Origin of the sequence: Stenotrophomonas sp. EMP41 (assembly GCF_047495535.1) — a bacterium.
Lineage (GTDB): Bacteria > Pseudomonadota > Gammaproteobacteria > Xanthomonadales > Xanthomonadaceae > Stenotrophomonas > Stenotrophomonas sepilia.
Genome location: NZ_CP179923.1, coordinates 2,552,172 through 2,574,730, shown reverse-complemented (window position 1 = coordinate 2,574,730; position 22,559 = coordinate 2,552,172). Strand labels below are relative to the sequence as shown.

Annotated in this window: 30 protein-coding genes and 4 tRNA genes; 18 read left to right on the top strand and 16 right to left on the bottom strand. The window is 66.9% G+C overall.

The features are described 5' to 3' along the window. The first annotated feature begins 43 nt into the window (after positions 1-43). From pheT to ACMGRF_RS11890, 6 genes are all read left to right on the top strand, one after another. Positions 44-2,440 (top strand): phenylalanine--tRNA ligase subunit beta, encoded by a 2,397-nt coding sequence (gene pheT / locus ACMGRF_RS11915; protein WP_414485240.1) that lies wholly within the window; start codon positions 44-46, stop codon positions 2,438-2,440. 27 nt (positions 2,441-2,467) lie between these two features. Next, on the top strand, positions 2,468-2,767 hold the full coding sequence (locus ACMGRF_RS11910; protein ID WP_005410432.1) for an integration host factor subunit alpha: 300 nt from the start codon (positions 2,468-2,470) through the stop codon (positions 2,765-2,767). Further along, positions 2,748-3,104 (top strand): MerR family transcriptional regulator, encoded by a 357-nt coding sequence (locus ACMGRF_RS11905; protein WP_005410431.1) that lies wholly within the window; start codon positions 2,748-2,750, stop codon positions 3,102-3,104. Before ACMGRF_RS11910 ends, ACMGRF_RS11905 begins: the two co-directional genes overlap by 20 nt. A 68-nt stretch (positions 3,105-3,172) precedes the next feature. Next, positions 3,173-3,249, top strand: a tRNA-Pro gene (locus ACMGRF_RS11900). Between the two features lie 117 nt (positions 3,250-3,366). Further along, positions 3,367-3,567, top strand: coding sequence for a hypothetical protein (locus tag ACMGRF_RS11895; RefSeq protein ID WP_099487335.1), 201 nt, complete (start codon positions 3,367-3,369; stop codon positions 3,565-3,567). Further along, positions 3,564-3,905: a low molecular weight protein tyrosine phosphatase family protein gene (locus ACMGRF_RS11890; protein WP_049438198.1), complete on the top strand. Its 342-nt coding sequence runs from the start codon at positions 3,564-3,566 to the stop codon at positions 3,903-3,905. The genes ACMGRF_RS11895 and ACMGRF_RS11890 overlap by 4 nt, the downstream gene beginning before the upstream one ends. A gap of 203 nt (positions 3,906-4,108) precedes the next feature. Here the strand turns inward: ACMGRF_RS11890 and ACMGRF_RS11885 are convergent, their stop codons facing one another. After that, a complete protein-coding gene (locus ACMGRF_RS11885; protein WP_049413661.1) occupies positions 4,109-4,624 on the bottom strand; it encodes a DUF3011 domain-containing protein in 516 nt (171 codons plus the stop codon). Between the two features lie 242 nt (positions 4,625-4,866). Here ACMGRF_RS11885 and ACMGRF_RS11880 point away from each other — a divergent pair, with 242 nt between their 5' ends. Next, positions 4,867-5,262, top strand: a complete 396-nt coding sequence (locus tag ACMGRF_RS11880) for a hypothetical protein (protein WP_049413660.1) — start codon at positions 4,867-4,869, stop codon at positions 5,260-5,262. A gap of 12 nt (positions 5,263-5,274) precedes the next feature. Here the strand turns inward: ACMGRF_RS11880 and ACMGRF_RS11875 are convergent, their stop codons facing one another. Beyond that, positions 5,275-5,967 (bottom strand): aspartate/glutamate racemase family protein, encoded by a 693-nt coding sequence (locus ACMGRF_RS11875; RefSeq protein WP_111096539.1) that lies wholly within the window; start codon positions 5,965-5,967, stop codon positions 5,275-5,277. A gap of 86 nt (positions 5,968-6,053) precedes the next feature. Between ACMGRF_RS11875 and ACMGRF_RS11870 the strand changes: the two genes are divergently transcribed. The 5 genes from ACMGRF_RS11870 to ACMGRF_RS11850 all read left to right on the top strand — a co-directional run bounded on the left by ACMGRF_RS11870 (position 6,054) and on the right by ACMGRF_RS11850 (position 8,357). Continuing rightward, positions 6,054-6,365, top strand: coding sequence for an ArsR/SmtB family transcription factor (locus tag ACMGRF_RS11870; RefSeq protein ID WP_049413659.1), 312 nt, complete (start codon positions 6,054-6,056; stop codon positions 6,363-6,365). After that, positions 6,365-6,715: a polyketide cyclase gene (locus ACMGRF_RS11865; RefSeq protein ID WP_049438192.1), complete on the top strand. Its 351-nt coding sequence runs from the start codon at positions 6,365-6,367 to the stop codon at positions 6,713-6,715. The genes ACMGRF_RS11870 and ACMGRF_RS11865 overlap by 1 nt, the downstream gene beginning before the upstream one ends. 37 nt (positions 6,716-6,752) lie before the next feature. Continuing rightward, complete coding sequence (locus ACMGRF_RS11860; RefSeq protein ID WP_005417839.1) at positions 6,753-7,361, top strand: ATP-dependent Clp protease proteolytic subunit; 609 nt, start codon at positions 6,753-6,755, stop codon at positions 7,359-7,361. A 98-nt stretch (positions 7,362-7,459) separates the two neighbouring features. Continuing rightward, entirely contained in the window at positions 7,460-8,101 is a 642-nt protein-coding gene (locus ACMGRF_RS11855) for a LysE family translocator (RefSeq protein ID WP_414485239.1), read from the top strand. A gap of 94 nt (positions 8,102-8,195) precedes the next feature. Then, positions 8,196-8,357 carry a DUF1328 domain-containing protein gene (locus ACMGRF_RS11850; protein ID WP_414485238.1) on the top strand — a complete coding sequence of 54 codons (162 nt, stop codon included), beginning with the start codon at positions 8,196-8,198 and terminating at the stop codon, positions 8,355-8,357. Between the two features lie 22 nt (positions 8,358-8,379). Here ACMGRF_RS11850 and ACMGRF_RS11845 read toward each other — a convergent pair whose 3' ends face one another. From ACMGRF_RS11845 to ACMGRF_RS11830, 4 genes are all read right to left on the bottom strand, one after another. Further along, positions 8,380-8,712, bottom strand: coding sequence for an SMR family transporter (locus tag ACMGRF_RS11845; RefSeq protein WP_099494819.1), 333 nt, complete (start codon positions 8,710-8,712; stop codon positions 8,380-8,382). A 13-nt stretch (positions 8,713-8,725) separates the two neighbouring features. Further along, on the bottom strand, positions 8,726-9,298 hold the full coding sequence (locus ACMGRF_RS11840; protein ID WP_049413655.1) for a TetR/AcrR family transcriptional regulator: 573 nt from the start codon (positions 9,296-9,298) through the stop codon (positions 8,726-8,728). Between the two features lie 92 nt (positions 9,299-9,390). Further along, on the bottom strand, positions 9,391-9,624 hold the full coding sequence (locus ACMGRF_RS11835; protein ID WP_049413654.1) for a DUF1653 domain-containing protein: 234 nt from the start codon (positions 9,622-9,624) through the stop codon (positions 9,391-9,393). A 12-nt stretch (positions 9,625-9,636) separates the two neighbouring features. After that, a complete protein-coding gene (locus ACMGRF_RS11830) occupies positions 9,637-9,921 on the bottom strand; it encodes a hypothetical protein (RefSeq protein ID WP_049413653.1) in 285 nt (94 codons plus the stop codon). A 399-nt stretch (positions 9,922-10,320) separates the two neighbouring features. On the opposite strand from ACMGRF_RS11830, the gene ACMGRF_RS11825 reads away from it, so the two are divergent. The 3 genes from ACMGRF_RS11825 to ACMGRF_RS11815 all read left to right on the top strand — a co-directional run bounded on the left by ACMGRF_RS11825 (position 10,321) and on the right by ACMGRF_RS11815 (position 11,595). Beyond that, positions 10,321-10,527 carry a hypothetical protein gene (locus ACMGRF_RS11825; protein ID WP_099542612.1) on the top strand — a complete coding sequence of 69 codons (207 nt, stop codon included), beginning with the start codon at positions 10,321-10,323 and terminating at the stop codon, positions 10,525-10,527. 132 nt (positions 10,528-10,659) lie between these two features. Further along, positions 10,660-11,217, top strand: coding sequence for a DUF3011 domain-containing protein (locus ACMGRF_RS11820; protein ID WP_049413636.1), 558 nt, complete (start codon positions 10,660-10,662; stop codon positions 11,215-11,217). Between the two features lie 174 nt (positions 11,218-11,391). After that, positions 11,392-11,595, top strand: coding sequence for a hypothetical protein (locus ACMGRF_RS11815; protein WP_005417823.1), 204 nt, complete (start codon positions 11,392-11,394; stop codon positions 11,593-11,595). 132 nt (positions 11,596-11,727) lie between these two features. On the opposite strand, the gene dxs is transcribed toward ACMGRF_RS11815, so the two are convergent. The 7 genes from dxs to ACMGRF_RS11780 form a co-directional block, all read right to left on the bottom strand. Next, the gene (dxs, locus tag ACMGRF_RS11810; RefSeq protein WP_099487342.1) at positions 11,728-13,635 is read right to left on the bottom strand and encodes a 1-deoxy-D-xylulose-5-phosphate synthase; all 1,908 of its coding nucleotides are present in this window, start codon (positions 13,633-13,635) and stop codon (positions 11,728-11,730) included. Positions 13,636-13,740: 105 nt separating this feature from the next. Beyond that, positions 13,741-14,406, bottom strand: a complete 666-nt coding sequence (locus ACMGRF_RS11805; protein ID WP_032954353.1) for an HNH endonuclease — start codon at positions 14,404-14,406, stop codon at positions 13,741-13,743. Between the two features lie 552 nt (positions 14,407-14,958). After that, entirely contained in the window at positions 14,959-16,749 is a 1,791-nt protein-coding gene (locus ACMGRF_RS11800; RefSeq protein ID WP_049416664.1) for an acyl-CoA dehydrogenase C-terminal domain-containing protein, read from the bottom strand. Positions 16,750-16,813: 64 nt separating this feature from the next. Then, on the bottom strand, positions 16,814-17,290 hold the full coding sequence (locus tag ACMGRF_RS11795; RefSeq protein ID WP_049439009.1) for an LEA type 2 family protein: 477 nt from the start codon (positions 17,288-17,290) through the stop codon (positions 16,814-16,816). Positions 17,291-17,453: 163 nt separating this feature from the next. Next, on the bottom strand, positions 17,454-18,005 hold the full coding sequence (locus ACMGRF_RS11790) for a lipocalin family protein (protein WP_049416669.1): 552 nt from the start codon (positions 18,003-18,005) through the stop codon (positions 17,454-17,456). Positions 18,006-18,165: 160 nt separating this feature from the next. Continuing rightward, positions 18,166-18,241: transfer RNA gene (locus ACMGRF_RS11785), tRNA-Phe, on the bottom strand. Between the two features lie 70 nt (positions 18,242-18,311). Then, a tRNA-Phe gene (locus tag ACMGRF_RS11780) sits at positions 18,312-18,387 on the bottom strand. 364 nt (positions 18,388-18,751) lie between these two features. On the opposite strand from ACMGRF_RS11780, the gene ACMGRF_RS11775 reads away from it, so the two are divergent. Further along, positions 18,752-19,777, top strand: a complete 1,026-nt coding sequence (locus ACMGRF_RS11775) for an NADP-dependent oxidoreductase (RefSeq protein ID WP_414485237.1) — start codon at positions 18,752-18,754, stop codon at positions 19,775-19,777. A 46-nt stretch (positions 19,778-19,823) separates the two neighbouring features. Here the strand turns inward: ACMGRF_RS11775 and ACMGRF_RS11770 are convergent, their stop codons facing one another. Further along, the gene (locus ACMGRF_RS11770) at positions 19,824-20,666 is read right to left on the bottom strand and encodes a bifunctional transcriptional activator/DNA repair enzyme AdaA (protein WP_099542617.1); all 843 of its coding nucleotides are present in this window, start codon (positions 20,664-20,666) and stop codon (positions 19,824-19,826) included. Between the two features lie 132 nt (positions 20,667-20,798). Between ACMGRF_RS11770 and ACMGRF_RS11765 the strand changes: the two genes are divergently transcribed. Continuing rightward, complete coding sequence (locus ACMGRF_RS11765) at positions 20,799-21,560, top strand: SDR family oxidoreductase (protein WP_100478502.1); 762 nt, start codon at positions 20,799-20,801, stop codon at positions 21,558-21,560. Positions 21,561-21,566: 6 nt separating this feature from the next. Here the strand turns inward: ACMGRF_RS11765 and ACMGRF_RS11760 are convergent, their stop codons facing one another. Beyond that, complete coding sequence (locus tag ACMGRF_RS11760; RefSeq protein ID WP_414485236.1) at positions 21,567-22,052, bottom strand: hypothetical protein; 486 nt, start codon at positions 22,050-22,052, stop codon at positions 21,567-21,569. Positions 22,053-22,211: 159 nt separating this feature from the next. On the opposite strand from ACMGRF_RS11760, the gene ACMGRF_RS11755 reads away from it, so the two are divergent. After that, on the top strand, positions 22,212-22,382 hold the full coding sequence (locus tag ACMGRF_RS11755) for a hypothetical protein (protein ID WP_162838143.1): 171 nt from the start codon (positions 22,212-22,214) through the stop codon (positions 22,380-22,382). A gap of 61 nt (positions 22,383-22,443) precedes the next feature. Here ACMGRF_RS11755 and ACMGRF_RS11750 read toward each other — a convergent pair. Then, positions 22,444-22,519, bottom strand: a tRNA-Ala gene (locus ACMGRF_RS11750). Between the last annotated feature and the right edge of the window lie 40 nt (positions 22,520-22,559).

Sequence of the window (22,559 nt, the reverse complement as noted above, 5' to 3'; positions counted from 1 at the left end):
TCGCAGGCCCAGGCGCATGCGCCGGGCCCACCAGGGTGACACCATGAAATTCTCCGAAAACTGGCTGCGCAGCCATGTCCCGACCGGCGCCTCGCGCGATGAACTGAGTGCAGTGCTGACCGCCATCGGCCTGGAAGTGGAAGAAGTGACCGCGCTGGGCGAAGGCCTCGATCACGTGGTCGTGGCGCGCATCGTCGAGGCCGTGCGCCATCCCGAAGCCGATCGCCTGCAGGTGTGCAAGGTCGATGCCGGGCAGGGCGAACTGCTGCAGATCGTCTGCGGCGCACCGAACGCGCGCCCGGGCCTGGTCGCGCCGCTGGCCATGGTGGGTGCGCAGATCGGCGAACTGAAGATCAAGCCGGCCAAGCTGCGCGGCGTGGAGTCCAACGGCATGCTGTGCTCGGCCAAGGAGCTGGGCCTGGACAACGATGCCTCCGGCCTGCTGGAACTGCCCGATGATGCCCCGGTCGGCCAGGCGCTGGTCGAGTACCTCGGCCTGCCGGACGCCAGTATCGAGATCAAGCTGACCCCGAACCGCGCCGACTGCTTCAGCCTGCGCGGCATCGCCTACGACGTCGCCGCCGCCGCCCGCAGTGAAGTGCTGGATTTCGCCGCCGACGCCATTCCGGCGGCCGGCAGCCGCGAGCTGGCCATCCAGCTCGACGCCGGGGCTGAAGCGCCGCGTTACCTGGGCCGTGTCATCGAAGGCGTCAACGCCGCCGCCAGGACTCCGCTGTGGATGGCCGAGCGCCTGCGCCGCAGTGGCGTGCGTCCGGTTTCGCTGCTGGTCGACATCACCCAGTATGTGATGCTGGAGCTGGGCCAGCCGATGCACGCCTACGACCTCGGCACCCTGCAGGGCAGCATTGCCGTGCGCCGTTCGCGCGCGGGCGAGAGCCTGAAGCTGCTGGACGGCCGCGATGCTGCGCTGGACGACAGCTTCCTGGTAGTCACTGACGCCGATCGTGCGATCGGCCTGGCTGGCCTGATGGGCGGCTTCGACACCCGTGTCACCGACGCGACCACTGCCGTGTTCCTGGAGGCGGCGCACTTTGCGCCCGCTGCGATCATGGGGCGTGGCCGCAAGCTGGGCCTGCACACCGATGCCGGCCATCGCTTCGAGCGCGGCGTCGATCCGGCGCTGCCGCGCATCGCGATCGAGTACGCCACCCGCCTGGTGCTGGACCTGGCGGGCGGCACCCCGGCGCCGGTGACCGAGGCCGTGCGTGAAGCCGATCTGCCGCAGCCGGCGACCATCGTGCTGCGCCGCGCCCGCATCACCCGCGTGCTCGGCATCACCATCGACGATGCCGAAATCGAGCGCATCCTGCGCGCGCTGGGCATGGACGTGGCCGCCACTGCCGACGGTTGGCAGGTGGTCGCGCCGAGCCGCCGCTTCGACATCGCCATCGAAGAAGACCTGATCGAAGAGCTGGCCCGCATCCACGGTTACGAGCAGATCCCGACCACGCTGCCGGGCGGTGCTTCGCGCGTGGCGATGCCGAGCGAGACCCAGCTGGACGCGCTGAGCGTGCGCCGCCAGCTGATCGCCCGTGACCAGCAGGAAACCGTCAATTTCGCCTTCGTCGACGATGCGCTGCTGACCCAGTGGCAGCTGCGCGACGGCCTGGTGCCACTGGCCAATCCGCTGTCGGCCGAACTGGCGGTGATGCGCCCGTCGCTGCTGCCGGGCCTGGTCGCCACCCTGGGCCGCAACGCCGCCCGCCAGCTCGGTCGCGTGCGCCTGTTCGAACTGGGCCGCGTGTTCGCCCAGCAGGCCGGCGGGGCGTCGACTGGCGAAAGCCGGCCGGCACCGCTGGAAACCCTGCGCGTGGCCGCTGCGGTCTGCGGCGAGGCGCAGGCGGTGCAGTGGGGCCTGCCGACTCGCAAGGTCGACTTCCATGACCTGAAGGGCGACCTGGAATCGCTGGCGGCTGCCAGTGGTGCGGTACTGGAGTTCCGCCCGTCGGCCCGTGCCTACGGCCACCCGGCGCGGTCGGCCGAGGTGTTCCGCGATGGCGTGGCGATCGGCTGGATCGGCCAGATCCACCCGCGCCTGGCCAAGGCGATGGATATCGAGGCCGATGTCTACGCCTTCGAGCTGGATCTGGAACCGCTGACCGCCCGGCGCCTGCCACGTGCCGGCGAGCTGTCGCGCTTCCCGGCGGTGCGTCGCGACCTGGCGTTCCTGGTGCCTGAACAGGTGGCCTGGACCGATCTGGCGGCGACCGTCCGCCAGGCCGCCGGCCCGCTGCTGCGCGACCTGAACCTGTTCGACCGTTACGTCGGCCAGGGCGTCGAGCCGGGATTCAAGAGTCTCGCTATGGGCTTGATTTTGCAGGACAAGTCGCGCACTCTGACGGACCGCGACGTGGATGCGGTGGTGGCCGAGGCGGTCACTGCCATCGAGCGTGAACACCACGCCCGGATCCGCGGCTGAGCGGGCAGCACTCGGGGGTAGCAGGCAATGGCATTGACCAAGGCGGAGATGGCGGAAAAGCTGTTCGACGAAGTCGGTCTGAACAAGCGGGAAGCCAAGGAATTCGTCGACGCGTTTTTCGATGTGCTGCGTGAAGCATTGGAACAGGGACGTCAGGTGAAGCTGTCGGGCTTCGGTAATTTCGATCTGCGGCGCAAGAACCAGCGCCCGGGTCGCAATCCCAAGACCGGCGAGGAAATTCCGATTTCCGCCCGTACGGTGGTGACCTTCCGGCCGGGCCAGAAGCTCAAGGAGAGGGTGGAAGCTTATGCTGGATCCGGGCAGTAATCGCGAACTACCGCCGATCCCGGCCAAGCGCTACTTCACCATCGGTGAAGTCAGCGAGCTGTGCGACGTCAAGCCGCACGTCCTGCGCTACTGGGAAACCGAGTTTCCCAGCCTTGAGCCGGCCAAGCGCCGAGGCAACCGCCGCTACTACCAGCGCCATGACGTGCTGATGGTGCGGCAGATCCGCAGTCTGCTGTACGAACAGGGCTACACCATCGGTGGTGCACGCCTGCGCCTGGACGGTCCCGATGCCCGCGAGGAATCGGCGCTGAGCAACCAGATCATCAAGCAGGTGCGCATGGAGCTGGAAGAAGTGCTGCAGTTGCTGCGCCGCTGATCCCATTTCCATCGTAATCCGCTATACTTCACGGCCCGCCGCACTGGCGGGCACATCGCAGCATCAGTCGGGGCGTAGCGCAGCCTGGTAGCGCATCTGCCTGGGGGGCAGAGGGTCGTCGGTTCGAATCCGGCCGTCCCGACCACTGTGATCAATCAAGAAGCCCGCGCAGCGATGCGGGGGCTTTTTTGTGCGTGCGGTGTATGCTGCGCGCCACTCGTACTACCGCGGCTGCTGAACCCGGTACTCACGAGAACACATCATGGAATCTGCAAGAAACCGTGCCTGGCGCCGCAGCCAGGCACGCAACCGCGGTGGCGACCGCGCCACGACCGCGTACAGCTACAAGCCCGAGAAGAACTGGAAGCTGCTGTATACGCGCGATGCCAAGCTCGCGCGTGCACGCCAGCTGGGTTTCACCTATCCGGTCCTCAGCGCCCGCCAACTGCAGGAACAGCAATGATCAACCTGCTGTTCGTCTGCAGCCGCAACCAGCTGCGCAGCCCGACCGCCGAAGCCATGTGGCGACGGCGGCCAGGCTTCAACGCGCTGTCGGCCGGCACCAGCCCGCACGCACGACGCCCCATCGGCCCGGCGGATATCCGCTGGGCCGATGTCATCTTCGTGATGGAGGCCAAGCATCAGCAGCGCCTGCGGGCCGTGTACGCGCGCCTGCTGGAACACAAGCGCGTGCACTGCCTGGACATCCCCGACGACTATCGCTGCATGGATCCGGCGTTGATGGACCTGCTGGCCGCCAAGGTGGCCGTGTACCTCGATCAACTGCCGGCGAAGCGGTAGATCAGCTCCGGATCGGCTTCGTCCAAGCCCTGCACGATGCCGCTGCCGGTGAGAACCCGAGGCGAGCATCGCCTCGCGGATATGCAGCACCGTCGAGGAAGGATCGGGTGGCGTCATCGACGGCTCCTGGACTGGATGCGCCCAGTCCATCGATCACGTCGGCCGTGTCTGCGTATCCGCCAAAGCCAGCGTGTGGTCGGCAGTCAATACACGCGGAACTCGGCGCGGCAGCCGTCGCTGACCCACACCCCGCGGCGGTCCCAGCCCCAGTTGCGGTCCTCGACGCACGGCGTCACCGACTTCTGCTTGACCAGGCGCACTTCATGGCGCACCCGGATGCGGCATTCCTTGTCCTTCTGCTCGTAGGACTCGCAGACCAGGCGCTCGCCGTCGTCATCCCGGTCACGATCCCGGCCGCGCCCCGGCCAGCGGCCGCGTCCCTGTTCGTCGGCCACGAACTCAGCGCGACAGCCTTCGGTGACCCAGAGCATGCGGCGGCTCTGGCCCCAGTTCTGGTCCTCGACGCAGCGGGTGACCGACAGCTGCCTGGCCATGCGCATGCGGCCTTCGATCGGGCACTGCTGGGTCTTGTTGAACTGCGACTCGCAACGCAGCGGCGGAATGTGATCGCTGTCGTAGTCCTGGGCGGCCACCGTGGTGGCCACGAGCAACAGGGCCAGGGTGGAGGTGGCAATCGGCAGCAACAGGCGATGGGTCATGGAGAGCCTCGGCAGGGGGAATGGGCCGCAAGAATGGACCAGCCCGAGGCCGCCGGAACGGATCGTTCCGGCGCTGGCTCAGTGGGGATTTAGTAGTGCGCACCGGCCCATGCAGGGCCTTACATCCCTTATCATCGCGGCACATCCGATCGCATCGGCTTACACCTTCTTACATGTCTCCCACGCATGCCGGCGCAGCCTGTGGCTGCCGTCACTGGCACGCGGTCGGCCTGTGGAGGAGGATGCGCGGACCACGACGACCACAGGGGGTTGCGTTGATCAGCAGTACCGTCATTCATCGCTTGGCTGGCGCAGAGGCCGGGCAGGTGCGTGTCCTGGACACCACGTTCAAGGGCAAGCATGTGTTCATTGCGTGGGGCCTGCGCGGGCCGGAACTGACCCGCAGCGCAGACCCGCCCGCCACCGTGGCTGCGCGCAAGGCGTTGCACGCCGTGGCCGGCCACAGCGAAGGGCCGCGCAGCCCGGAGGTGTTCATCGCCAACCAGTCGGCGGTGGCGATTACCGTCTATCGGCTGCTGACCGAGGCGCGTTCGGGCGATTCCATCTTCTTCCTGTGCGATTCGCAGGCCGTGGTCGACTGGCTGATCACCGCACTGGAAGTCCAGGGCGAAGGCTGACGCCGCGCGCGGTCAGGCCAGCGCCGCGTCCACCGCGGCGAGCGCGTGCAGGGTGGTGGTGTCGAACAACGGCACCGCACTGTCTTCGGGGCGCACCAGCAGCATGATCTCGGTACAGCCGAGGATGATCGCTTCGGCGCCGCGCGCGACCAGGCGCGCGATCACGCCGGCGTACGCCTGCCGCGAGTGCTCGCTGGCCACGCCGGCGATCAGCTCCTGGTAGATGATGTCGTGCACGCAGCGGCGATCATCAGCCTCCGGAACCAGTACCTGCAGCCCGAAGCGGTCCTGCAGCCGTTCGCGGTAGAACGCCTGTTCCATGGTGAAGGCGGTGCCGAGCAGTCCCACCTTGCGGATGCCTGCCTGCAGGATCGCCGTGGCGGTCGGGTCGGCGATATGCAGCAAGGGCAGCGGGCACTCAGCTTCGATCCGGCCGGCCAGCGTGTGCATGGTGTTGGTGCAGATCACCAGCAACTCGGCGCCACCGGCCTGCAGTCGCCGCGCGGCATCGAGCATGTGGTTGCCCAGCACATCCCACTGACCGTCGTGCTGCAACTGCTTGATGCCGGCGAAATCGACCGACCACAGCAGCAGTTGTGCCGAATGCGCGCCACCGAGGCGGTGCCGCACCGTCTCGTTGATGAGACGGTAGTACTGCGCCGAGCTTTCCCAACTCATGCCGCCGATCAGGCCAAGGGTCTTCATGCTCAGCTCCATGCCAGGGAGTCGTCATTGCAGCACAGCAGGTGTGGCAGTTGCACCATACATTAGTAACTGCTAATGTGTTGATCATGATCGAGAACGCCCTGTTCAAGGCGCTGGCTGACCCCACACGCCGCCGCATCTTCGAAAAGCTGGCCGATGGCGGGCGGCATGCCAGCGCGCTACGCGAGGGCATTGCGATCAGCCAGTCTGCGATGTCCCAGCACCTGGCAGTGCTGCGCGATGCAGGGCTGGTGCGTGAGCAGCGCCAGGGGCGCTTCGTCCACTATGAAGTCGATCCGCGCGGGCTGGCCCACATCGGACGCTGGCTGCAGCGATACCGGGCCTACTGGCCGGCGCGGATGTCCGCACTGCAGAACCTGCTGGAGGAGATGGACTGATGGACGATGTACTGAAGGAAGCGGCTCCCGCGCTGGTGATGGAGCAGCGGTTGCCTGCGCCGCCGGAACGGGTCTGGCGCGCACTGTTCGATCCGGCACTGCGTGAGCGCTGGTTGCCTGCCGCCGATCTTGCCGATCCACAGCCCTGCCTGTGCGAGGAGGGGCGGGCGCTGGGATTCCGCTTGCGCGATGCACAGCCCCCACATCTGCACAGCCTTGTGTGTTTCCGGCTGCGCGCTGATGAGGATGGGGGAACGGTGCTGACCATCGTGCATCGGCTCACCGACCGGCGCGCGCTGATACCGCCGGCGTCCAACGATGACCATCGCACGGTGATGCGCGCGGCTTGAGCCGGCGCCTGGATCGAACGCTACAGGGAGCAGGCACATGCGGGACAGAATGCAGCTGGTACCGATGGTGGTGGAACGCAGCGAGCGCGGTGAGCGCTCCTATGACATCTACTCGCGGCTCCTGCGCGAGCGCATCATCTTTCTCAACGGCGAAGTCGATGACACCGTATCGGCGCTGGTCTGCGCGCAACTGCTGTTCCTTGAATCTGAAAATCCGGAGAAGCCGATCCATCTGTACATCAATTCGCCGGGTGGGGTGATCTCCAGCGGCCTGGCGATGTACGACACGATGCAATACATCTCGGCCCCGGTGCATACGCTGTGCATGGGCACCGCGCGGTCGATGGGTTCGTTCCTGCTGATGGCCGGCGAGCCGGGTCACCGCGCGGCGCTGGCCAATGCCAGCCTGCATGTGCACCAGCCGCTGGGCGGGGTGCAGGGCCAGGCTTCGGACATCTTCATCCACGCCGAGGAGATGCAGCGCACCAAGCAGCGCATCACCCAGCTGTATGCGCGGCATTGCGGACGCAGTTTCGAGGAGGTCGAACAGACCCTGGACCGTGATCGGTTCATGAGCGCCGAGCAGGCATGCGAATGGGGCCTGATCGACCAGGTACTGGTACGGCGCGACGCGCTCGCGGCCTGAGCCTGCCTCTGTAACCACCGCATCCATGCTGCACTGTGTGTGCCGCGCCAGGCCGGCGCACTCTATGCTGGTTGGATGTTCTGAAGTGGACGCCCGATATGGCCATGCATACCTGGTGGTGGTTCCTGGCCACGGTCTTCGTGCTGTGCGGGACGCCTGGGCCGAATATGTTGCACATCCTTGGGCGAAGCGTCGGGCTGGGGTTCCGTGGCAGTGTGCCGGCCATGGCCGGCTGCCTGCTGGCGATGCTGCTGGTGCTGGCGGCTTCCGCAGCGGGCCTGAGTGCGCTGCTGCATTCCTCGCCCATGCTGTTCGAGGTGCTGCGCTATCTCGGTGTGGCCTACCTGGCCTGGCTCGGCATCAAGGCGTGGCGTGACAGCTGCCGGCCCGCCTCCACGGTGGGCGGCGACGCCGAGCCGCCGCTGGCGCCGGTGCACGGCGCAGGCGCGGTGTTCCGCGGCGGCCTGTGGGTCGGCCTGAGCAATCCCAAACTACTGCTGTTCGCCGCAGCGTTCCTGCCACAGTTCGTCGATCCGTCGCGCAGCCAGGCCGTGCAGTACAGCGTGCTGGTGGCGACCTTCGCGGCCTGCGAACTGTTCTGGTACGTGATGTATGCGGCCGGTGGCCACGGCCTGCGCCGTTGGCTTGCAAAGCCATTCGCACGGCGCTGGTTCGAGCGGCTGGTGGGAAGCGTGTTCCTGGCCTTCGCCGTGGCGCTGCTGCGCTTCCGGCCGCGTTGATTCACGCCGCACACGCGGCCCGTTCACGAGCGCCGCATCGGTGGCGGCCTAGCCTGATCGCACCGTTTGCATTCCCTGCAGGGAAAGGACTGACATGATCAAGTGGGCCATCATCGGCATCATCGCGGGCGTGCTGGGCTTCGGCGGCATCGCTGGCGCCGCCGTAGGCATCGCCAAGTTCCTGTTCTGGGCAGGCATCATCATCGCCGTAGTGCTGTTCCTGATCGGCATGAGCGTGGCGAAGAAGGTCAGCTAGCGCCGGTCGCGCGGCAGCGTCTTCAGTGCGCGCTGCTGCGCGAGAACAGATTGATCACCAGTACGCCGGCGCAGATCAGGCCGATCCCGATCAATGCCGGTGCATCCAGCCGCTGCTTGAACACCACCAGGCCGATCAGCGAGATCAGCACGATGCCGACACCGGACCAGATCGCATAGGCGATGCCGGTCGGCACCGACTTCATGGTGACCGACAGCAGGTAGAAGCACAGCCCATAGCCAACCAGCGCGCCCACTGTCGGCCATAGCCGGCTCATGCCGTTCGAGGCTTTCAGCAGTGACGTGGCAATCACTTCCAGCACGATGGCGGTGGCCAGGTAGATATAGGGGCTCATCGCGGGCTCCGGGTCACTGCGGGTCGCACAGCTTGAGGGCCTGCTCGGCCATCGCCAGCGCATTGAGGCGCTCTTCTTCGTCCAGCGGCCGGCCATAGGCGGTGGCCCAATAGCCGTCGGCCGCGCAGCGTGCCGCGTACAGGCGTGGATCGCCCGCTTCGCCGGGAAACTCGGCCAGCATCGCGCGCTTCCAGTCGCGCCAGTGCGCGAGCAGGGCCGGCTCCATCAGGTTGCCCAGGGTCAGGCCAATGTCGTTGTCCTGTTCCTGCTGCAGCAGGTGCTCGAAATTGGCCTGCACATAGGCACGGGTGAAGCAGCCGTGGCCGGGCGTGACGTCCTGCAGTAGCGCGCGCACGCGTGCCTCGAACTCGCCGATGAGCGCGCCGATGGCTTCATCGACCAGCGACTGCTTGCTGCTGAAATGATGGAACAACGCACCCTTGCTGACACCGGCGGCCTGCGCGACGTCCTGCACGGTCAGCGCGGCCAAGCCATTGCGGCCGATCACTTCGATGGTGGCCTGAAGCAATGACTGGCGCACGCTGTCGGGCGCCTTGCGGCGCGAGCGGGGAGGGGGTGAGGACATGATGGAAAGAAACCGACTGGACGGTATGATTGTAGCGCAGCCGGACCGCGTCACCGGCGCGACCATCGGCCGCCGCCCCGGTGGGGGCCGGATCAATCGTCGATGCGAGCGAAGCGCGCCTGCGGGCCGTGTTCGCCCGGAACCTGCTCGATGAACATCGGGTAGGGGCGTACCCACAGGCCGCCTTCGCCATAGAGTGCGCGATAAAGCACCATCGGTTCCAACGTCTCGCTGCTGCGGACGATGTCGATCACTTCGTATTCGCCGCCCTTGAAGTGGCGATACCGGCCACGGGCGAGGTCGGGCAGGGGACTCAGCTCAGCCATGACGGGTCGTGATCACTTGCGCGCCGGGCTGGCGGGCGTGGCGCAGTACGCGTCGATGGCTTCGGCCGTGTTGGCCAGGCCCTGCGCCTGTGCCAACTCCCAGGGGCGCTCGCAGCGCTGGCTGTGTTCGCACCACTGATAGCCGGCCGAGCCGATACAGCCGTGCGCATCACGGTCGCCCCCCACCACCGGTGTCGCTGGCGACGCCTCAGCCGCATCAGCGCGCGCGGTCGCCGTGTCCTGGCTGGCACAGCCGGCCAGAGCCAGCAGGGCCGGGATCAGAAGAAGCACCTTCATGTGCGAGCTCCGTGCGTAAAGCGATATTTTCTGCCGCAAATAGCTCGCCAGCAAGCGCTCAATGCACGGCGGCGCGGATCAACTCTTCGATCAGGATCAGATAGCTGGCCACGAAATAGAACTTCAGCAACGTCGAACGCTGGTGCGAGAAGAAGGTGCGCATGTGGAAGGGGCCCCTGTTGATGACGGTAGTGTGAAGCCCAGCTGACTCCGTGACAAGGATCACGGAATGAACGAGCTAAACGGACTCAGGGATGTGAGGAAAGCCAAGATCCGATGCGAAGGCGCGGCATTTTCGTACAAATCTGATAGGCCATCCCGGAGGCGGTCGCTAGCCTGATGGTGTAACGGCAAGCGGCCCGCCTGCCACTGCACCCTTTCATCCGCAGGAGCCTCCCGATGGTCATCACCGTCCAATGCAATGCCCAGCGCTGGTCCGTACTGCATCCGCAGGTGAGCGACACCACGGGTTACGCCCGGGGCGCCGACGCCTTTGATGCCGCCGCCGCGCTGGCCCTGGAGCATCACCGCCGCACCGGCCAGCGCAGCACGGTGCGGGTCGAGGCGCTCGGCAACACGATAGACGCGCTTTACGTTGGAGAGTGACGCCAGCCCCCGTAGCGCAGTCAGCCACGGTTGAGTTGTTTGAATGGGGGAACAACTGCCATCGCGCCTCCCTCTGTGCGCCGGGCCGTGAATCCCGGATGCTTGCGCCATCGTATTCATCTGGAGATCTCGATGGGCAAGGCACTCACTTGGCGCACCCTGGCCTGCACCCTGCTGCCGATGCTGGCGGCCGCCGGCGGCGCCCAGGCGCAGAGCTATGGCTACGGCTACGACGACGACCGCTATGGCGGCCGCGATGGCAGTGGCATCGTGCGCTGCGAGTCGGTCAAGAACCGCAGCAATGAGTGCCGCCTGGATGGCCGCGCGCGGTTGATCCGCCAATTGTCCGGTTCGCCTTGTGTGGAAGGCGAGACCTGGGGCCAGTCGCGCAACGGCGTCTGGGTCACACAGGGGTGCCGTGCCGAGTTCGTGGGCGAGTACCGCCGCGGCGGCGGCTGGGGCGGCAATGGCGGCGGCTGGGGCAACGGCAGTGGATGGGGTGGTGGCGATGTGGTCACCTGCCATTCCAATGGCCACCGGCAGGAGTACTGCGATGCCCGCATCCGCCGGGGCGTGCGCCTGATCCGCCAGGACTCGCGCAGTGCCTGCATCGAAGGCCAGAGCTGGGGCTGGGATCGCCGCGGCATCTGGGTGAGCGATGGCTGCAGGGCGCAGTTCCAGGTGAACTGAGCTTTACGGGTTCAACCCGTGAAAATCAGAATAATCTGATACAGCTCACATTTTGAACGCCGTATCGTCTGTGAGCAGGGCGCCTTGCGTGCCCTGATTCCCGGTGATGTCGATTGCCGTAGCCGGCATCAGCATCGCGCCGCCGTCGATACGCTGCCTCAAGGAGTGAGCTGCATGTTGATCCGCCTGCAATGCGAACAGCGCCAGTGGCGCGTGCTGCACCCGGATAGGCCGGAGCCGATCGAGTTCCGTGACGGCGCACGAGCCTATGACTTTGCCGAGACCCTGGCCCGCCTGCACTTCGTCGACACCGGGCAGCGCGCGGCCGTGCGCGTGGAGGCCAGCGGGGCGTTCGTGGAAGCGGTCAGTTACGGTTGAGCGTGGGGCGCCTGCCGGGGCAGGCCTGCGGGTTTCCGCCATCCACGCATGGCGTGGAGCCACCTGCTTCCACTGTGGAAGGTGCGAGCCTTCGGCTGCACCTTCCCGTGATGCGTGGATTCCCGAACGGCCTCAGCCCGCTGCACTCAGCGGCGGGCTGCCTGCGGCCAGCTGGGGCCAACGCTTGAGTACGGCGGCGCGGATGCCGGCCGCATCGATACCGGCTTCGGCCAGCAGGTCCTCGCGGCTGGCGTGGTGCTGGTAGCTGTCGGGCAGGCCCAGGTGCAGGATCGGACGCAGCACGCCTTCGGCATTGAGCAGTTCACCGACGCCGGAACCGGCACCACCGGCCACGACGTTGTCTTCGATCGTGACCAGGCCCTCGTGCTGGGCGGCCATGGTCAGAACCAGCTCGCGATCCAGTGGCTTGATGAAGCGCATGTTGACCACGCTCAGGCCCAGTTCGCGGCCGACCTGCTCGGCGGCGGGCACGGTGCTGCCGAAGGCAAGCAGGGCGATGCGGTTGCCCTGCAGGCGCAGCTCGCCCTTGCCGATCGGCAGGGTCGACAGGTCGGTGCCGGCCGCAACGCCGGTACCCGTACCGCGCGGGTAGCGCACGGCAGCCGGTCCCGGGTGCTGCAGGCCGGTGCTGAGCATCTGCCGGCACTCGGCTTCATTGGATGGTGCCATCACCACCATGTTCGGCACGCAGCGCAGGAAGCTGAGGTCGAGGTTGCCGGCGTGGGTCGCGCCGTCCGGACCGACCACGCCAGCGCGGTCGATCGCAAACAGCACGTCCAGATCCTGGATGGCCACGTCATGTACCAGCTGGTCGTACGCGCGCTGCAGGAAGGTCGAGTAGATCGCCACCACCGGCTTGCCACCCTGGGTGGCCATGCCGGCGGCGAGGGTGACCGCATGCTGTTCGGCAATCGCCACGTCGAAATAGCGCTGCGGGTATTCCTTGCTGAAGCGCACCAGGCCGGAGCCTTCGCGCATCGCCGGCGTGATGCCGTAGAGGCGCGGCTCGGCGGCGGCGGCATCGCACAGCCAGTCGCTGAATACATCGGTATAGGTCGGCTTCTTGGCCCCGGCCTTGGCCACCAGGCCCTTGTCCGGATCGAACGGGCCCACGGCGTGGTAACCGATCTGATCGCCTTCTGCCGGCTCGTAGCCCTTGCCCTTAGTGGTCATCACATGCAGCAGCTTCGGGCCCTTGGAGGCGCGCAGCGTCTTCAGCGTGGACAGCAGGGCCGGCATGTCGTGGCCGTCGATCGGGCCGGTGTAGTGGAAGCCCATTTCCTCGAACATCGTGGAGGGCACGAACATGCCCTTCCAGTGTTCTTCCCAGCGCTTCACGAAGCGTGCCGGATTGTTCTTCTTGTCACCGAGAATCTTCTTGCCGCCTTCGCGCAGCGCGTTGAGCGTGCGGCTGCCGGTGGCGCGGCCCAGCATCTTGGTCAGGCCGCCCACGGCCTCGGAGATCGACATGTTGTTGTCGTTGAGGATCACCAGCAGGTTCGGCTCCGGCTCCATGCCGCCAGCGTGCATCAGCGCTTCGAACGCCATGCCGGCGGTCATCGCGCCGTCACCGATCACCGCCACGATCTTGCGGTCGTCGCCTTCGGACTGGCGGGCGATGGCCATGCCGAGCGCGGCCGAGATCGAGGTCGAGGAGTGGCCGACACCAAAAGTGTCGTACTCGCTTTCCTCGCGCTTCGGGAACGGCGCGATGCCGTCCTTCTGCTTGACGGTGTGGATCTCGTCGCGGCGGCCGGTCAGGATCTTGTGCGGGTAAGTCTGATGGCCGACGTCCCAGACCAGCTGGTCGTGCGGTGTCTGGTACAGGTAGTGCAGGGCCACGGTGAGCTCGATAACGCCCAGGCCGGCGGCGAAGTGACCGCCACTCTTGCCCACCGATTCAATGAGGTAGGCGCGCAGTTCGTCGGCGACCGCCCTCAATTCGGATTCGTCGAACGTGCGCAGGTCATCCGGTGTCTGGATGCGCGCGAGGCGGGGATAGCGGGCAGAGTCGATCATCATGTTCGCACTTTTTCTGAACGCCCATTTTCGCCCTCAAACGGGGGTGGGGCAAGCAAACGCCGCCGTCCGTGACAGGACGGTGAGGGTTGCATTTTCGGGCGTTCAGGTGCTCAGTTTCGAGCGCTTGGGCAACTGCGCCTTCAGGAAGGCCATCTGGTCGGCCAGGATGTTGCGGTTGGACAGGATCAGGTGCTCGATCCAGCTGGGCCGGTAGGGCACTGCCAGCAGGGGCATGCCGGCCTGCTGCGGGGTGCGGTCGCTCTTGCGCGAATTGCAGTGGAAGCAGGCGGTGACCACGTTTTCCCAGCAGTCCAGGCCACCTTTGGACAGCGGCATGACATGGTCGCGGGTGAGCGTGGGACGGGTGAACTGCTGGCCGCAGTACATGCACAGATGGGCGTCGCGGGCGAACAGGGCCTGGTTGGTCAGGTTCGGCGTCGGGTCGATCGCGCGGGAGCGGGCGTGGCCGCGGGCGGCGATGATCGGGTGCAGGTCCATGCCGCTCTGCAGGCCGCTGAAGCGGTTGGTGCCACCGTGGATGTGCAGGCAGGGATCGCCGAGCGTCCAGGCCACTGCCTCGCGGGCGTAGAGGCAGGCCGCATCCTGCCAGGTGATCCAGTCCAGTACGCGTCCGTGGGCATCAAGCGAGAGCAGCCGGACCGAACCGGGGCGATGCAGCGTCGTGGCGTTGGGCGATGCTTCGGCGCCCGGAGCAGAAAACGGAGCTCCGGCTTCGATCAGACCCAAGCGTGTAGTGTCTGTCTCCATCGGGAGAACAGCTTATACCTGAATGTTGACGATTTGTGTATCGCCTGTCGGCGATACGCAAATCGTCAACATTCAGGTCCGCGCATTCCTCCTATCCCCCGCACCTGTCGGTGCGCCCCCCTTAACAAAGGGGGGCTCTTCTCCAGATGGATTCCGGTGGTTCTCATCCACGCGTGGCGTGGATCTACGCAGATCGCGGGGAACTGTCAGAGGCGGGGCGGTGTGGGTTGGCAGGACCGTTGGCGCCATGGGCCCGAGGCATGCCTCGGGCGGGTTGGGCAGGACGCCCCAACCCCGGTCTTGCCGTGTGCGCAGGACAGCGCACACGAGCAAGGCGCCCTCGAGCCCCCAAGGGTGAGGGTGCTTTGCTTGCGAAGCACTGCTTCGCAAGCGCCCGAACGCACAGCCGCCAGCGGCTGGGCCGGACCGCGGAGCGGGGTTTACGGCGTGTCCTGCCAACCCACACCGCCCCGCCATCCACCGGGATGCAGCTGTTGCTTTTGCGGTTGCCGGCCAGCGGCCGGCACTACCGGTGCCGGGCGGCAGCCCGGCTCAGGCGCCGAAGCGCTCGTCGTCCATCGCCATCAGCGGGGCGGCGCCGGACTGGATCGCGGCGGCGTGGCTGAGCGTGCGCGGCAGCACGCGGGCGAAGTAGAACCGCGCGGTTTCGCGCTTGCCCTGGGCGAAAGCGGCGCCGTGTGCGCTGGCGTCGGCGGCGGCGACGCTGCGGGCCCACCAGTAGGCCAGCACCACGTAGCCCGAATAGAACAGGTAGTCGTAGCTGGCTGCGCCCAGTTCGTCCGGATTGCCGGCCGCGCGCTGCAGCACGTCCATCGTCAGCTTGCCCCATTCGGCGGCCTTGGCGCGCAGCGGGCCAATGAACTCGGCCAGCGCTTCGTTGCCCTCGTGTTCCTTGGCGAAGGCTTCGATCTCGGCCAGCATCAGCTTCAGGCCGGCGCCCTGGCTGGACGCGGTCTTGCGGCCGATCAGGTCCAGCGCCTGGATGCCGGTGGTGCCTTCATACAGCGTGGTGATGCGGGCATCGCGGGCCAGCTGCTCCATGCCGTGCTCGCGGATGTAGCCGTGGCCACCGAAGCACTGCAGGGCGTTGTAGGTGTTCTCGATGCCCCATTCGGTCTGGCAGGCCTTGGAGATCGGGGTCAGGAAGCTCACCAGGGTGTCGGCGCGCTCGCGCTCGGCCGCATCTTCGGCATGGTGGGCGACGTCGATCAGGGTTGCGGCGTGCAGCGCCAGCAGGCGGCTGCCTTCGACCAGCGACTTCACCGTCAGCAGCATGCGGCGCACATCCGGGTGGACCAGGATCGGGTCGGCCGGCTTGTCAGGGAACCTGGCGCCGCTGAGGGCGCGCGACTGCAGGCGCTCACGGCTGTACTTCAGCGCGTTCTGGTAGGCGCGCTCGGACAGGCCGATGCCCTGCAGGCCGACCCCCAGGCGCGCGGTGTTCATCATGGTGAACATCGCCTGCAGGCCCTTGTGCGGCTGGCCGACCAGGTAGCCCTGCGCGCCATCGAAGTTCATCACGCAGGTGACCGAACCCTTGATGCCCATCTTGTGCTCGATCGAGCCGCAGCGCAGTGCGTTGCGCTCGCCGACGTTGCCGTCGCGGTCGACCTTGAACTTCGGGGTGACGAACAGCGAGATGCCCTTGGCACCCGGGGGAGCGTCGGGCAGCTTGGCCAGCACCAGGTGCACGATGTTCTCGGTCAGGTCATGCTCGCCGGCGGTGATGAAGATCTTGGTGCCGGTGATCGAATAGCTCCCATCGGCGTTCGGCTCGGCCTTGGTCTTGAGCAGGCCGAGGTCGGTACCGCAGTGCGGTTCGGTCAGGCACATGGTGCCGGTCCAGCGGCCCTCGATCAGCGGCTTGAGGAAAGCCTCGTGCTGCCAGGCCTCGCCGTGCTGCTTCAACGCTTCGATGGCGCCGTGCGAGAGCAGCGGGAAGTTGCCCCACGCCAGGTTGGCGGCGTTGATCATTTCGTTCAGCGGCACGCCCAGGGTGTGCGGCAGGCCCTGGCCGCCCAGCTCCGGCGAGGCGGTCAGGCCGGTCCAGCCGCCATCGACGAACTGGTCGTAGGCCTGCTTGAAGCCGGGCGGGGTGGTCACTTCACCGGTGGCCTGGTCGAGCACGCAGCCGATCTCGTCGCCGACGCTGTTGAGCGGGGCCAGCACGGTGGCGCTGAAGCGGCCGGCTTCTTCCAGCACGGCATCGACCACGTCGGCGGTGGCGTCGGTGAAGCCCAGCCGGGCGAACAGGGGTTCGACCTTGAGCACGTCGTGCAGGGCGAAACGAAGGTCGGAAAGCGGGGCGGTGTAGCTGCTCATCGGTACGTCTCGATTTGATCAGGGCGGGGGAGAGCGGCGCCGGGCGCCGCCACGAAAGGCGGGTTCAGCGCAGCACGCCCGGCAGGCCCGGGGCCTGGTTGAGGGTGCTGCGGCTGCTGATGTCGAAGCTGCGCTGCTTCTTTTCCTGCGGGGTGGCCGCCACCGTTCCCTTCAGGCCATAGGCCAGGGTGCGGTTGCTGGCCAGCGCATCGGCCACCACCAGGCGCGCGGCCGAGCTGGGCACGAGGTCGATATTGATGACGTCGGCGGAGGTGCCGCCGATGGAGATGCCGGGCCTGGCCTGCAGGGTGCCGGCCTCGTTGTCGCCGACGGTCAGCGCCAGCGAGACGTCATCGAAAGTCATCGGCATCGAGCTGAAGTTCTGCAGGCGCAGGGCCACGGTCCAGTTGCCGTCGGCACGCACGGTCAGCTGCTGCAGGCTGGCCGCCGGTTCCGAAACACGCTTGACGATGCCGTTGTTGCAGGCAACAAGGGCGAGGGTGCACAGGACAATCAAGGCGATACGGAAACGGTGGAGCATGGGCGCAAGTCCTCTGGAGGGGTGCGTTTGGATAAGCATACTACGGCGTATGGTCGTTTGGATCGCCTGTGGCGACCCGTCGCAGAGGGTAGCGCGTGAAGATGGCGGCCGGGCGTGCGCGGCGCCGGATGGCGCGCGCGCGGCGCCGCGGTTGCGCCGCGGTTCAATCGGCGGGCGTATCGCGAAGCGGAGCCATCAGGCGCAGTGGGCGCAGGTCGTAGCCCATGGCCTCGGCTTTTTCTTTCAGCGCTTCGAAGCGTGCGCGATCCATTTCCGGCAGGCGCGAGAGGATCCACAGGTACTTCCGGTCCGGTTCACCGACCAGCGCCCACTGATAGTCCGGATCCAGCGCCAGCACCCAGTAGTCGGCCCAGACCAGCGGGACCCAGCTCAGCCAGTCCGGCGCGAAGCGCACCTGCAACTGGCCGGGATGGCCGGCCACCGTGCGTGCCACGCCCTCGGCGACCACGCGCTCACCGTCGCCGTTGCGGCAGGCGTTGGTGACACTGATGCGGCCATCGCTGCGCAGTCCGTAGTTGGCGGTGATCTCGCTCACGCACTGCTTCTGGAACGAGACCGGAAGATGCGCAATCTCGTGCCACTGGCCGGCGTAGCGATCGATGTCCAGGCGCTCGACCGCGCGCACAGGTTCAGTGGCGATCACCGGGAAGGCGGCCAGCAGCAGGCAGGCGAGCAGGGCGGGGCGCAGAGGCATCGTTAGGCTCCAGGCAGGAGTCTGGAGCGTAGGTGCCGCCGCGCATGCCGGTGTAAATGTTTCGTCAACCGGGCGTGTGCGCAGGCGCCGCATCCGCAACTTGTGCAGTGCGCGAAGCACGGACAAAAAAAAGACCTGCATCTCTGCAGGTCTCGAAAGATGGTGGCCGAAGACGGAATCGAACCGCCGACACGGGGATTTTCAATCCCCTGCTCTACCAACTGAGCTACTCGGCCAAACTGTGTGGCAATCACGATCAACTGCGATTCCCGAAAAAAGACCCGCATTTCTGCAGGCTGTCGAACGTGGTGGCCGAGGACGGAATCGAACCGCCGACACGGGGATTTTCAATCCCCTGCTCTACCAACTGAGCTACTCGGCCACGTAGTTCATTGCAGCGAGGTCGCTGCCAAGGACGCGCATATTACGGAGGTCAGTCGCCTACGGCAAGCATTTTGGCAAAAAACCTTCACATTGCCGTCTGCGCAGGTGCAAGTACTTGATCCGCCGTCGCGGGGCGGGGGCGCGCTGGATGCCGATTCATCCGGGCGCGGCGGCGCGGTGATCATCGCCTGCGGCGGAATTCAGCGGGCCACGGTGATCGACAAAAGCGGCGTGGCGGGGCCAGCGCGTGGACGGCACCGACACCTGACATGGAACGCTGTTTTCGTGACCGCCATGGGGGAACGCTGCGGCGTAGTGTCGGCGTTCCCTTCCTGACGCTGGCAACAGCAGAGATCGTCGTCATGTCCGACTCATCGACCACCACCCGCATCGTGCTGGCGTCGCGTCCGCAGGGGGCGCCTACTGCAGCCAATTTCCGCCTGGAGCATGCCGCGCTGCCGCCCTTGGGCGACGGCGAGGTGCTGCTGCGTAATCGCTACCTTTCACTGGATCCGTACATGCGTGGACGCATGGATGAGGGACCGTCCTATGCCGCGCCGGTGGCGGTGGGGGCTGTGATGGAAGGCCAGACCGTGGCCGAGGTGCTGCAGTCCAGGGCTGAGGGTGTCGCAGTGGGCGAACTGGTGCTGGCGCCGGGCGGGTGGCAGACCCACGCGGTGCTGCCGGCCAAGGCGCTGGGCCGCCGCCTGGATCCCGCCGGGCTGCCGTTGAGTACGGCGCTGGGGGTGTATGGCATGCCAGGCTTCACCTCCTATTCCAGCCTTCATGAAATCGCCCGCCTGCAGCCGGGAGAGACGCTGGTGGTGGCCGCCGCAACGGGGCCGGTCGGTGCGACTGTGGCGCAGCTGGCCAAGCTGCAGGGCGCGCGCGTGGTGGCCATCGCCGGTGGCGAGGCCAAGCGTGCCTATCTGCAGACGCTGGGCGTGGACGTTGCGCTGGATCATCGCGCTGCTGGTTTTGCCGAGCAGCTGCGCGCGGCGGTGCCTGCAGGTATCGACGTGTACTTCGAGAACGTCGGGGGCCATGTACTGGATGCGGTGCTGCCATTGCTCAACGACTTCGCCCGCATTCCGGTGTGCGGCACCATCGCCACCTACAACAATCGTGGCGTCGCGCAGCCTGGCCCGGACCGCCTGCCGGCGCTGTTCAGCCAGATCCTGCGCCAGCGCCTGACCGTGCGCGGTTTCATCGTGCACGACTTCAAGCACCTGTGGCCGGACTTCGAGCGCGAGATGGCGCAGTGGCTGCGCGAGGGCCGCGTCCAGTACCGCGAGGACGTGGTGGAAGGGCTGGAGAAGGCGCCGGAAGCCTTCTTTGGCCTGCTGCAGGGGCGCAACTTCGGCAAGCTGGTGGTGAAGCTGGATTGAGGGCTTGGCGGGTGTGCCGGCCAAGGTTGCCGGGTACCGCGCCGCGTCAGCCGTTGGCGACCTTTTCCCGGCGCAGCAGTTCGCGCTTGCGTGCCACGCCCCAGGCATAGCCGGACAGGTCGCCGTCGCGGCGCACCACCCGGTGGCAGGGCACCGCCACGGCCAGCGGATTGCTTGCGCAGGCGCGTGCCACCGCGCGGCTCGATCGCGGCGCGCCGATACGCGCGGCGATATCGGCATACGAGGCCGTCTGTCCACGGGGAATCTGCTGCAGCGCCTGCCAGACCCGTTGCTGGAAAGCCGTGCCGCGGATATCCAGCGGCAGCGTGGCGCCTCGCGAGGGATCCTCGACCAGGCCCACCACCTGTGCCACCAGTTGTTCATAGCCGCTGTCGGCCCCGACCAGTTCGGCCTGGCGGAAGCGCTGCTGCAGTGACTGCAGCAGCGCTTCCGGATCGTCGCCGAGCAGGATCGCGACCACGCCGGTGGCGCTGCTGGCCACCAGCACGCTGCCCAACGAACTTTCGGCAAGCGCGAAGTGGATGACTTCGCCGCGTCCACCGGCACGCCATTGCTTTGGCGTCATGCCCAGCAGCTTTGGCGCGTTCTCGTAGAAGCGACCACTGGAACCGAAGCCGGCATCGTGGAAGGCGTCGGTGATGCGTTCCTGCTGTTGCAGCCCGGTGCGCAGGCGATCGGCGCGCAGCGCGGCGGCGTACTGCTTCGGGGTCAACCCGGTGGCCTGCTTGAACAGGCGATGCAGCCGGGTCGGGCTGCAGCCGGCGATGTCGGCCAGCTCCTGCAGCGAGGGCTCGTCGAGGCTGGCCTGCAGATGGCGGCAGACCCGTTCGACGCGGGCATCGAGGGCGGTGGTGGCGGTGCTGTCCATGGGCGGATTCTGGCACGTGCCGGTTCTGCGGAAACTCCGTTTCCTGCACCTGGCCGCGAGGCCCGGAAACGGAGTGTTGGTGGGCCGGAGACGCGGCATCGTGGCGGCCACTCCACAACCGGAACCACTCTCATGCGCCTGAACAACAAGATCGCCCTCATCACCGGTGCCAGCGCTGGCATTGGTCGTGCCAGCGCCCTGCGCTTTGCTGCCGAAGGGGCAAAACTGGTGCTCAATGCGCGGCGGCCGGAGCCGCTGCAGGAACTGGCCGGGCAGATCCGTGCCGGCGGCGGCGAGGTCGTGGTGCATGCCGCCGACGTGGCCGAGCCGGGCACGGCGCAGGCGTTGGTCGATCTGGCCCAGCAGTCATTCGGAGGCCTGGACATCGCGCTCAACAATGCCGGCATGCTCGGCCCCGGCGTGCCGGCGGCGGAGTTCCCGGTAGAGGCCTGGCGCGAAGTGATGGCCACCAATCTCGATGCCGCTTTCCACGCGGCACGCGCGCAGTTGCCGGCATTGCTGGCACGCGGGGGCGGCTCGCTGGTGTTTGTCGGCACGTTTGTCGGCCACACCGTGGGCTTCCCGGGCATGGCCGCCTATGCGTCGAGCAAGGCCGGGCTGATCGGCCTGAGCCAGGTGATTGCCGCCGAATACGGCGCGCGCGGCGTGCGCAGCAACGTGCTGCTGCCCGGGGGCACCGATACCGAGATGGGCCGGCAGGCGGCACCGACCGGTGATGCGCGTGATTTCGTGCGATCGCTGCACGCGCTCAAGCGCATGGCCGAACCGGAGGAGATTGCCAATGCGGCGTTGTTCCTGGCCAGCGATGAAAGCAGCTTCGTTACCGGTACCGCAATGCGCGTTGAAGGCGGCGTGTCGATCACCCGAACCTGAGCGCCATCACGTGCGAAGCGAGTAGCGGATGCCGCTGCTGGCCATGAATCCCTTCGGGTCGAACCGGGCCCAGGCCTCGCCCCAGCCGAAGCGGGCGTGGCCACCTGCCAGTGTGCGCCCCAGTGCCGTGGCCAGAGTGCGCCGCATGAAAGCGACTTCGGCATCGATCGCGGCCTGGGTCGGCCAGCCGTCTTCCAGTGTCGCATCAGGCAGATCGACGCCCATCGTCACCCTGTCGAGCTGTTGCCCGTGGAAGCCCAGGCTGATGCCAGCGGGCGCACCGCCCAGGCTGAGCCGGTGCAGGCTGAGCCAGTGATAGCCGGTGCCGACATCGCGCTCCCCTCGCACCAGCGCGGCAAAGGCGACGCGCGCTTCGTCCAGTGACAAGGTGGGGCCGATCAATGCTGGCAGGTTGCCGAGCTGGATCCTGCCGTCGGTCGCATTGAGGAGCATCGGCAACGCGTGAGCTGCGTGCTGGGCAGGGGAGGGCATGGCACACCGGTGAGCGTGGTGCCCCGGATTCTGGCCGCGCGGGGCGCTGGCGGCAAGCCGCTTCCTGCACACGATGTTGGCATGGGACTGACCCGCGGCTCACCCGGCAACCTCTAGCGTGGTGGCAACGCTGGCCTGCTGCCGGCGAGGGAATTTTCGATGAACGAGCAAAGCAGGGATCAGGACCCGAAGCAGGGTATCCAGGAAAGCCGCCAGGACAGGAAGCAGGACGATGTGGCCAAGCAGCGGCCGGGGCAGCGCGATCAACAGGTGCGCGATGCGCACTCGCGCGGCCCGCAACGCAAGGATGGCGACCAGGAGCCGGCCTGAGCCGGAGGCGCTGAAAAGAAAAACCCGCAGATCACGGCGATCTGCGGGTTCTTCTGAAGAGTGGTGGAGCCAAGGAGGATCGAACTCCTGACCTCGTCATTGCGAACGACGCGCTCTCCCAGCTGAGCTATGGCCCCACGGCAGGCTTTCAGTGTAGCGCCGCCCGCCGCGCTTGCC

Excerpts from the sequence above, each read along its gene's own strand:
- ACMGRF_RS11885 (WP_049413661.1), bottom strand. The coding sequence starts at position 4,624 with ATGACCCATCGCCTGTTGCTGCCGATTGCCACCTCCACCCTGGCCCTG.
- ACMGRF_RS11765 (WP_100478502.1), top strand. The coding sequence starts at position 20,799 with ATGCGCCTGAACAACAAGATCGCCCTCATCACCGGTGCCAGCGCTGGC.
- ACMGRF_RS11905 (WP_005410431.1), top strand. The coding sequence starts at position 2,748 with ATGCTGGATCCGGGCAGTAATCGCGAACTACCGCCGATCCCGGCCAAG.
- ACMGRF_RS11760 (WP_414485236.1), bottom strand. The coding sequence starts at position 22,052 with ATGCCCTCCCCTGCCCAGCACGCAGCTCACGCGTTGCCGATGCTCCTC.
- ACMGRF_RS11815 (WP_005417823.1), top strand. The coding sequence starts at position 11,392 with ATGTTGATCCGCCTGCAATGCGAACAGCGCCAGTGGCGCGTGCTGCAC.
- ACMGRF_RS11830 (WP_049413653.1), bottom strand. The coding sequence starts at position 9,921 with ATGAAGGTGCTTCTTCTGATCCCGGCCCTGCTGGCTCTGGCCGGCTGT.
- ACMGRF_RS11845 (WP_099494819.1), bottom strand. The coding sequence starts at position 8,712 with ATGAGCCCCTATATCTACCTGGCCACCGCCATCGTGCTGGAAGTGATT.
- ACMGRF_RS11910 (WP_005410432.1), top strand. The coding sequence starts at position 2,468 with ATGGCATTGACCAAGGCGGAGATGGCGGAAAAGCTGTTCGACGAAGTC.
- dxs (WP_099487342.1), bottom strand. The coding sequence starts at position 13,635 with ATGATCGACTCTGCCCGCTATCCCCGCCTCGCGCGCATCCAGACACCG.
- ACMGRF_RS11775 (WP_414485237.1), top strand. The coding sequence starts at position 18,752 with ATGTCCGACTCATCGACCACCACCCGCATCGTGCTGGCGTCGCGTCCG.
- ACMGRF_RS11820 (WP_049413636.1), top strand. The coding sequence starts at position 10,660 with ATGGGCAAGGCACTCACTTGGCGCACCCTGGCCTGCACCCTGCTGCCG.
- pheT (WP_414485240.1), top strand. The coding sequence starts at position 44 with ATGAAATTCTCCGAAAACTGGCTGCGCAGCCATGTCCCGACCGGCGCC.
- ACMGRF_RS11870 (WP_049413659.1), top strand. The coding sequence starts at position 6,054 with ATGATCGAGAACGCCCTGTTCAAGGCGCTGGCTGACCCCACACGCCGC.
- ACMGRF_RS11770 (WP_099542617.1), bottom strand. The coding sequence starts at position 20,666 with ATGGACAGCACCGCCACCACCGCCCTCGATGCCCGCGTCGAACGGGTC.
- ACMGRF_RS11835 (WP_049413654.1), bottom strand. The coding sequence starts at position 9,624 with ATGGCTGAGCTGAGTCCCCTGCCCGACCTCGCCCGTGGCCGGTATCGC.
- ACMGRF_RS11875 (WP_111096539.1), bottom strand. The coding sequence starts at position 5,967 with ATGAAGACCCTTGGCCTGATCGGCGGCATGAGTTGGGAAAGCTCGGCG.
- ACMGRF_RS11855 (WP_414485239.1), top strand. The coding sequence starts at position 7,460 with ATGGCCATGCATACCTGGTGGTGGTTCCTGGCCACGGTCTTCGTGCTG.
- ACMGRF_RS11825 (WP_099542612.1), top strand. The coding sequence starts at position 10,321 with ATGGTCATCACCGTCCAATGCAATGCCCAGCGCTGGTCCGTACTGCAT.
- ACMGRF_RS11800 (WP_049416664.1), bottom strand. The coding sequence starts at position 16,749 with ATGAGCAGCTACACCGCCCCGCTTTCCGACCTTCGTTTCGCCCTGCAC.
- ACMGRF_RS11805 (WP_032954353.1), bottom strand. The coding sequence starts at position 14,406 with ATGGAGACAGACACTACACGCTTGGGTCTGATCGAAGCCGGAGCTCCG.
- ACMGRF_RS11895 (WP_099487335.1), top strand. The coding sequence starts at position 3,367 with ATGGAATCTGCAAGAAACCGTGCCTGGCGCCGCAGCCAGGCACGCAAC.
- ACMGRF_RS11890 (WP_049438198.1), top strand. The coding sequence starts at position 3,564 with ATGATCAACCTGCTGTTCGTCTGCAGCCGCAACCAGCTGCGCAGCCCG.
- ACMGRF_RS11790 (WP_049416669.1), bottom strand. The coding sequence starts at position 18,005 with ATGCCTCTGCGCCCCGCCCTGCTCGCCTGCCTGCTGCTGGCCGCCTTC.
- ACMGRF_RS11840 (WP_049413655.1), bottom strand. The coding sequence starts at position 9,298 with ATGTCCTCACCCCCTCCCCGCTCGCGCCGCAAGGCGCCCGACAGCGTG.
- ACMGRF_RS11795 (WP_049439009.1), bottom strand. The coding sequence starts at position 17,290 with ATGCTCCACCGTTTCCGTATCGCCTTGATTGTCCTGTGCACCCTCGCC.
- ACMGRF_RS11860 (WP_005417839.1), top strand. The coding sequence starts at position 6,753 with ATGCGGGACAGAATGCAGCTGGTACCGATGGTGGTGGAACGCAGCGAG.
- ACMGRF_RS11755 (WP_162838143.1), top strand. The coding sequence starts at position 22,212 with ATGAACGAGCAAAGCAGGGATCAGGACCCGAAGCAGGGTATCCAGGAA.
- ACMGRF_RS11850 (WP_414485238.1), top strand. The coding sequence starts at position 8,196 with ATGATCAAGTGGGCCATCATCGGCATCATCGCGGGCGTGCTGGGCTTC.
- ACMGRF_RS11880 (WP_049413660.1), top strand. The coding sequence starts at position 4,867 with ATGCGCGGACCACGACGACCACAGGGGGTTGCGTTGATCAGCAGTACC.
- ACMGRF_RS11865 (WP_049438192.1), top strand. The coding sequence starts at position 6,365 with ATGGACGATGTACTGAAGGAAGCGGCTCCCGCGCTGGTGATGGAGCAG.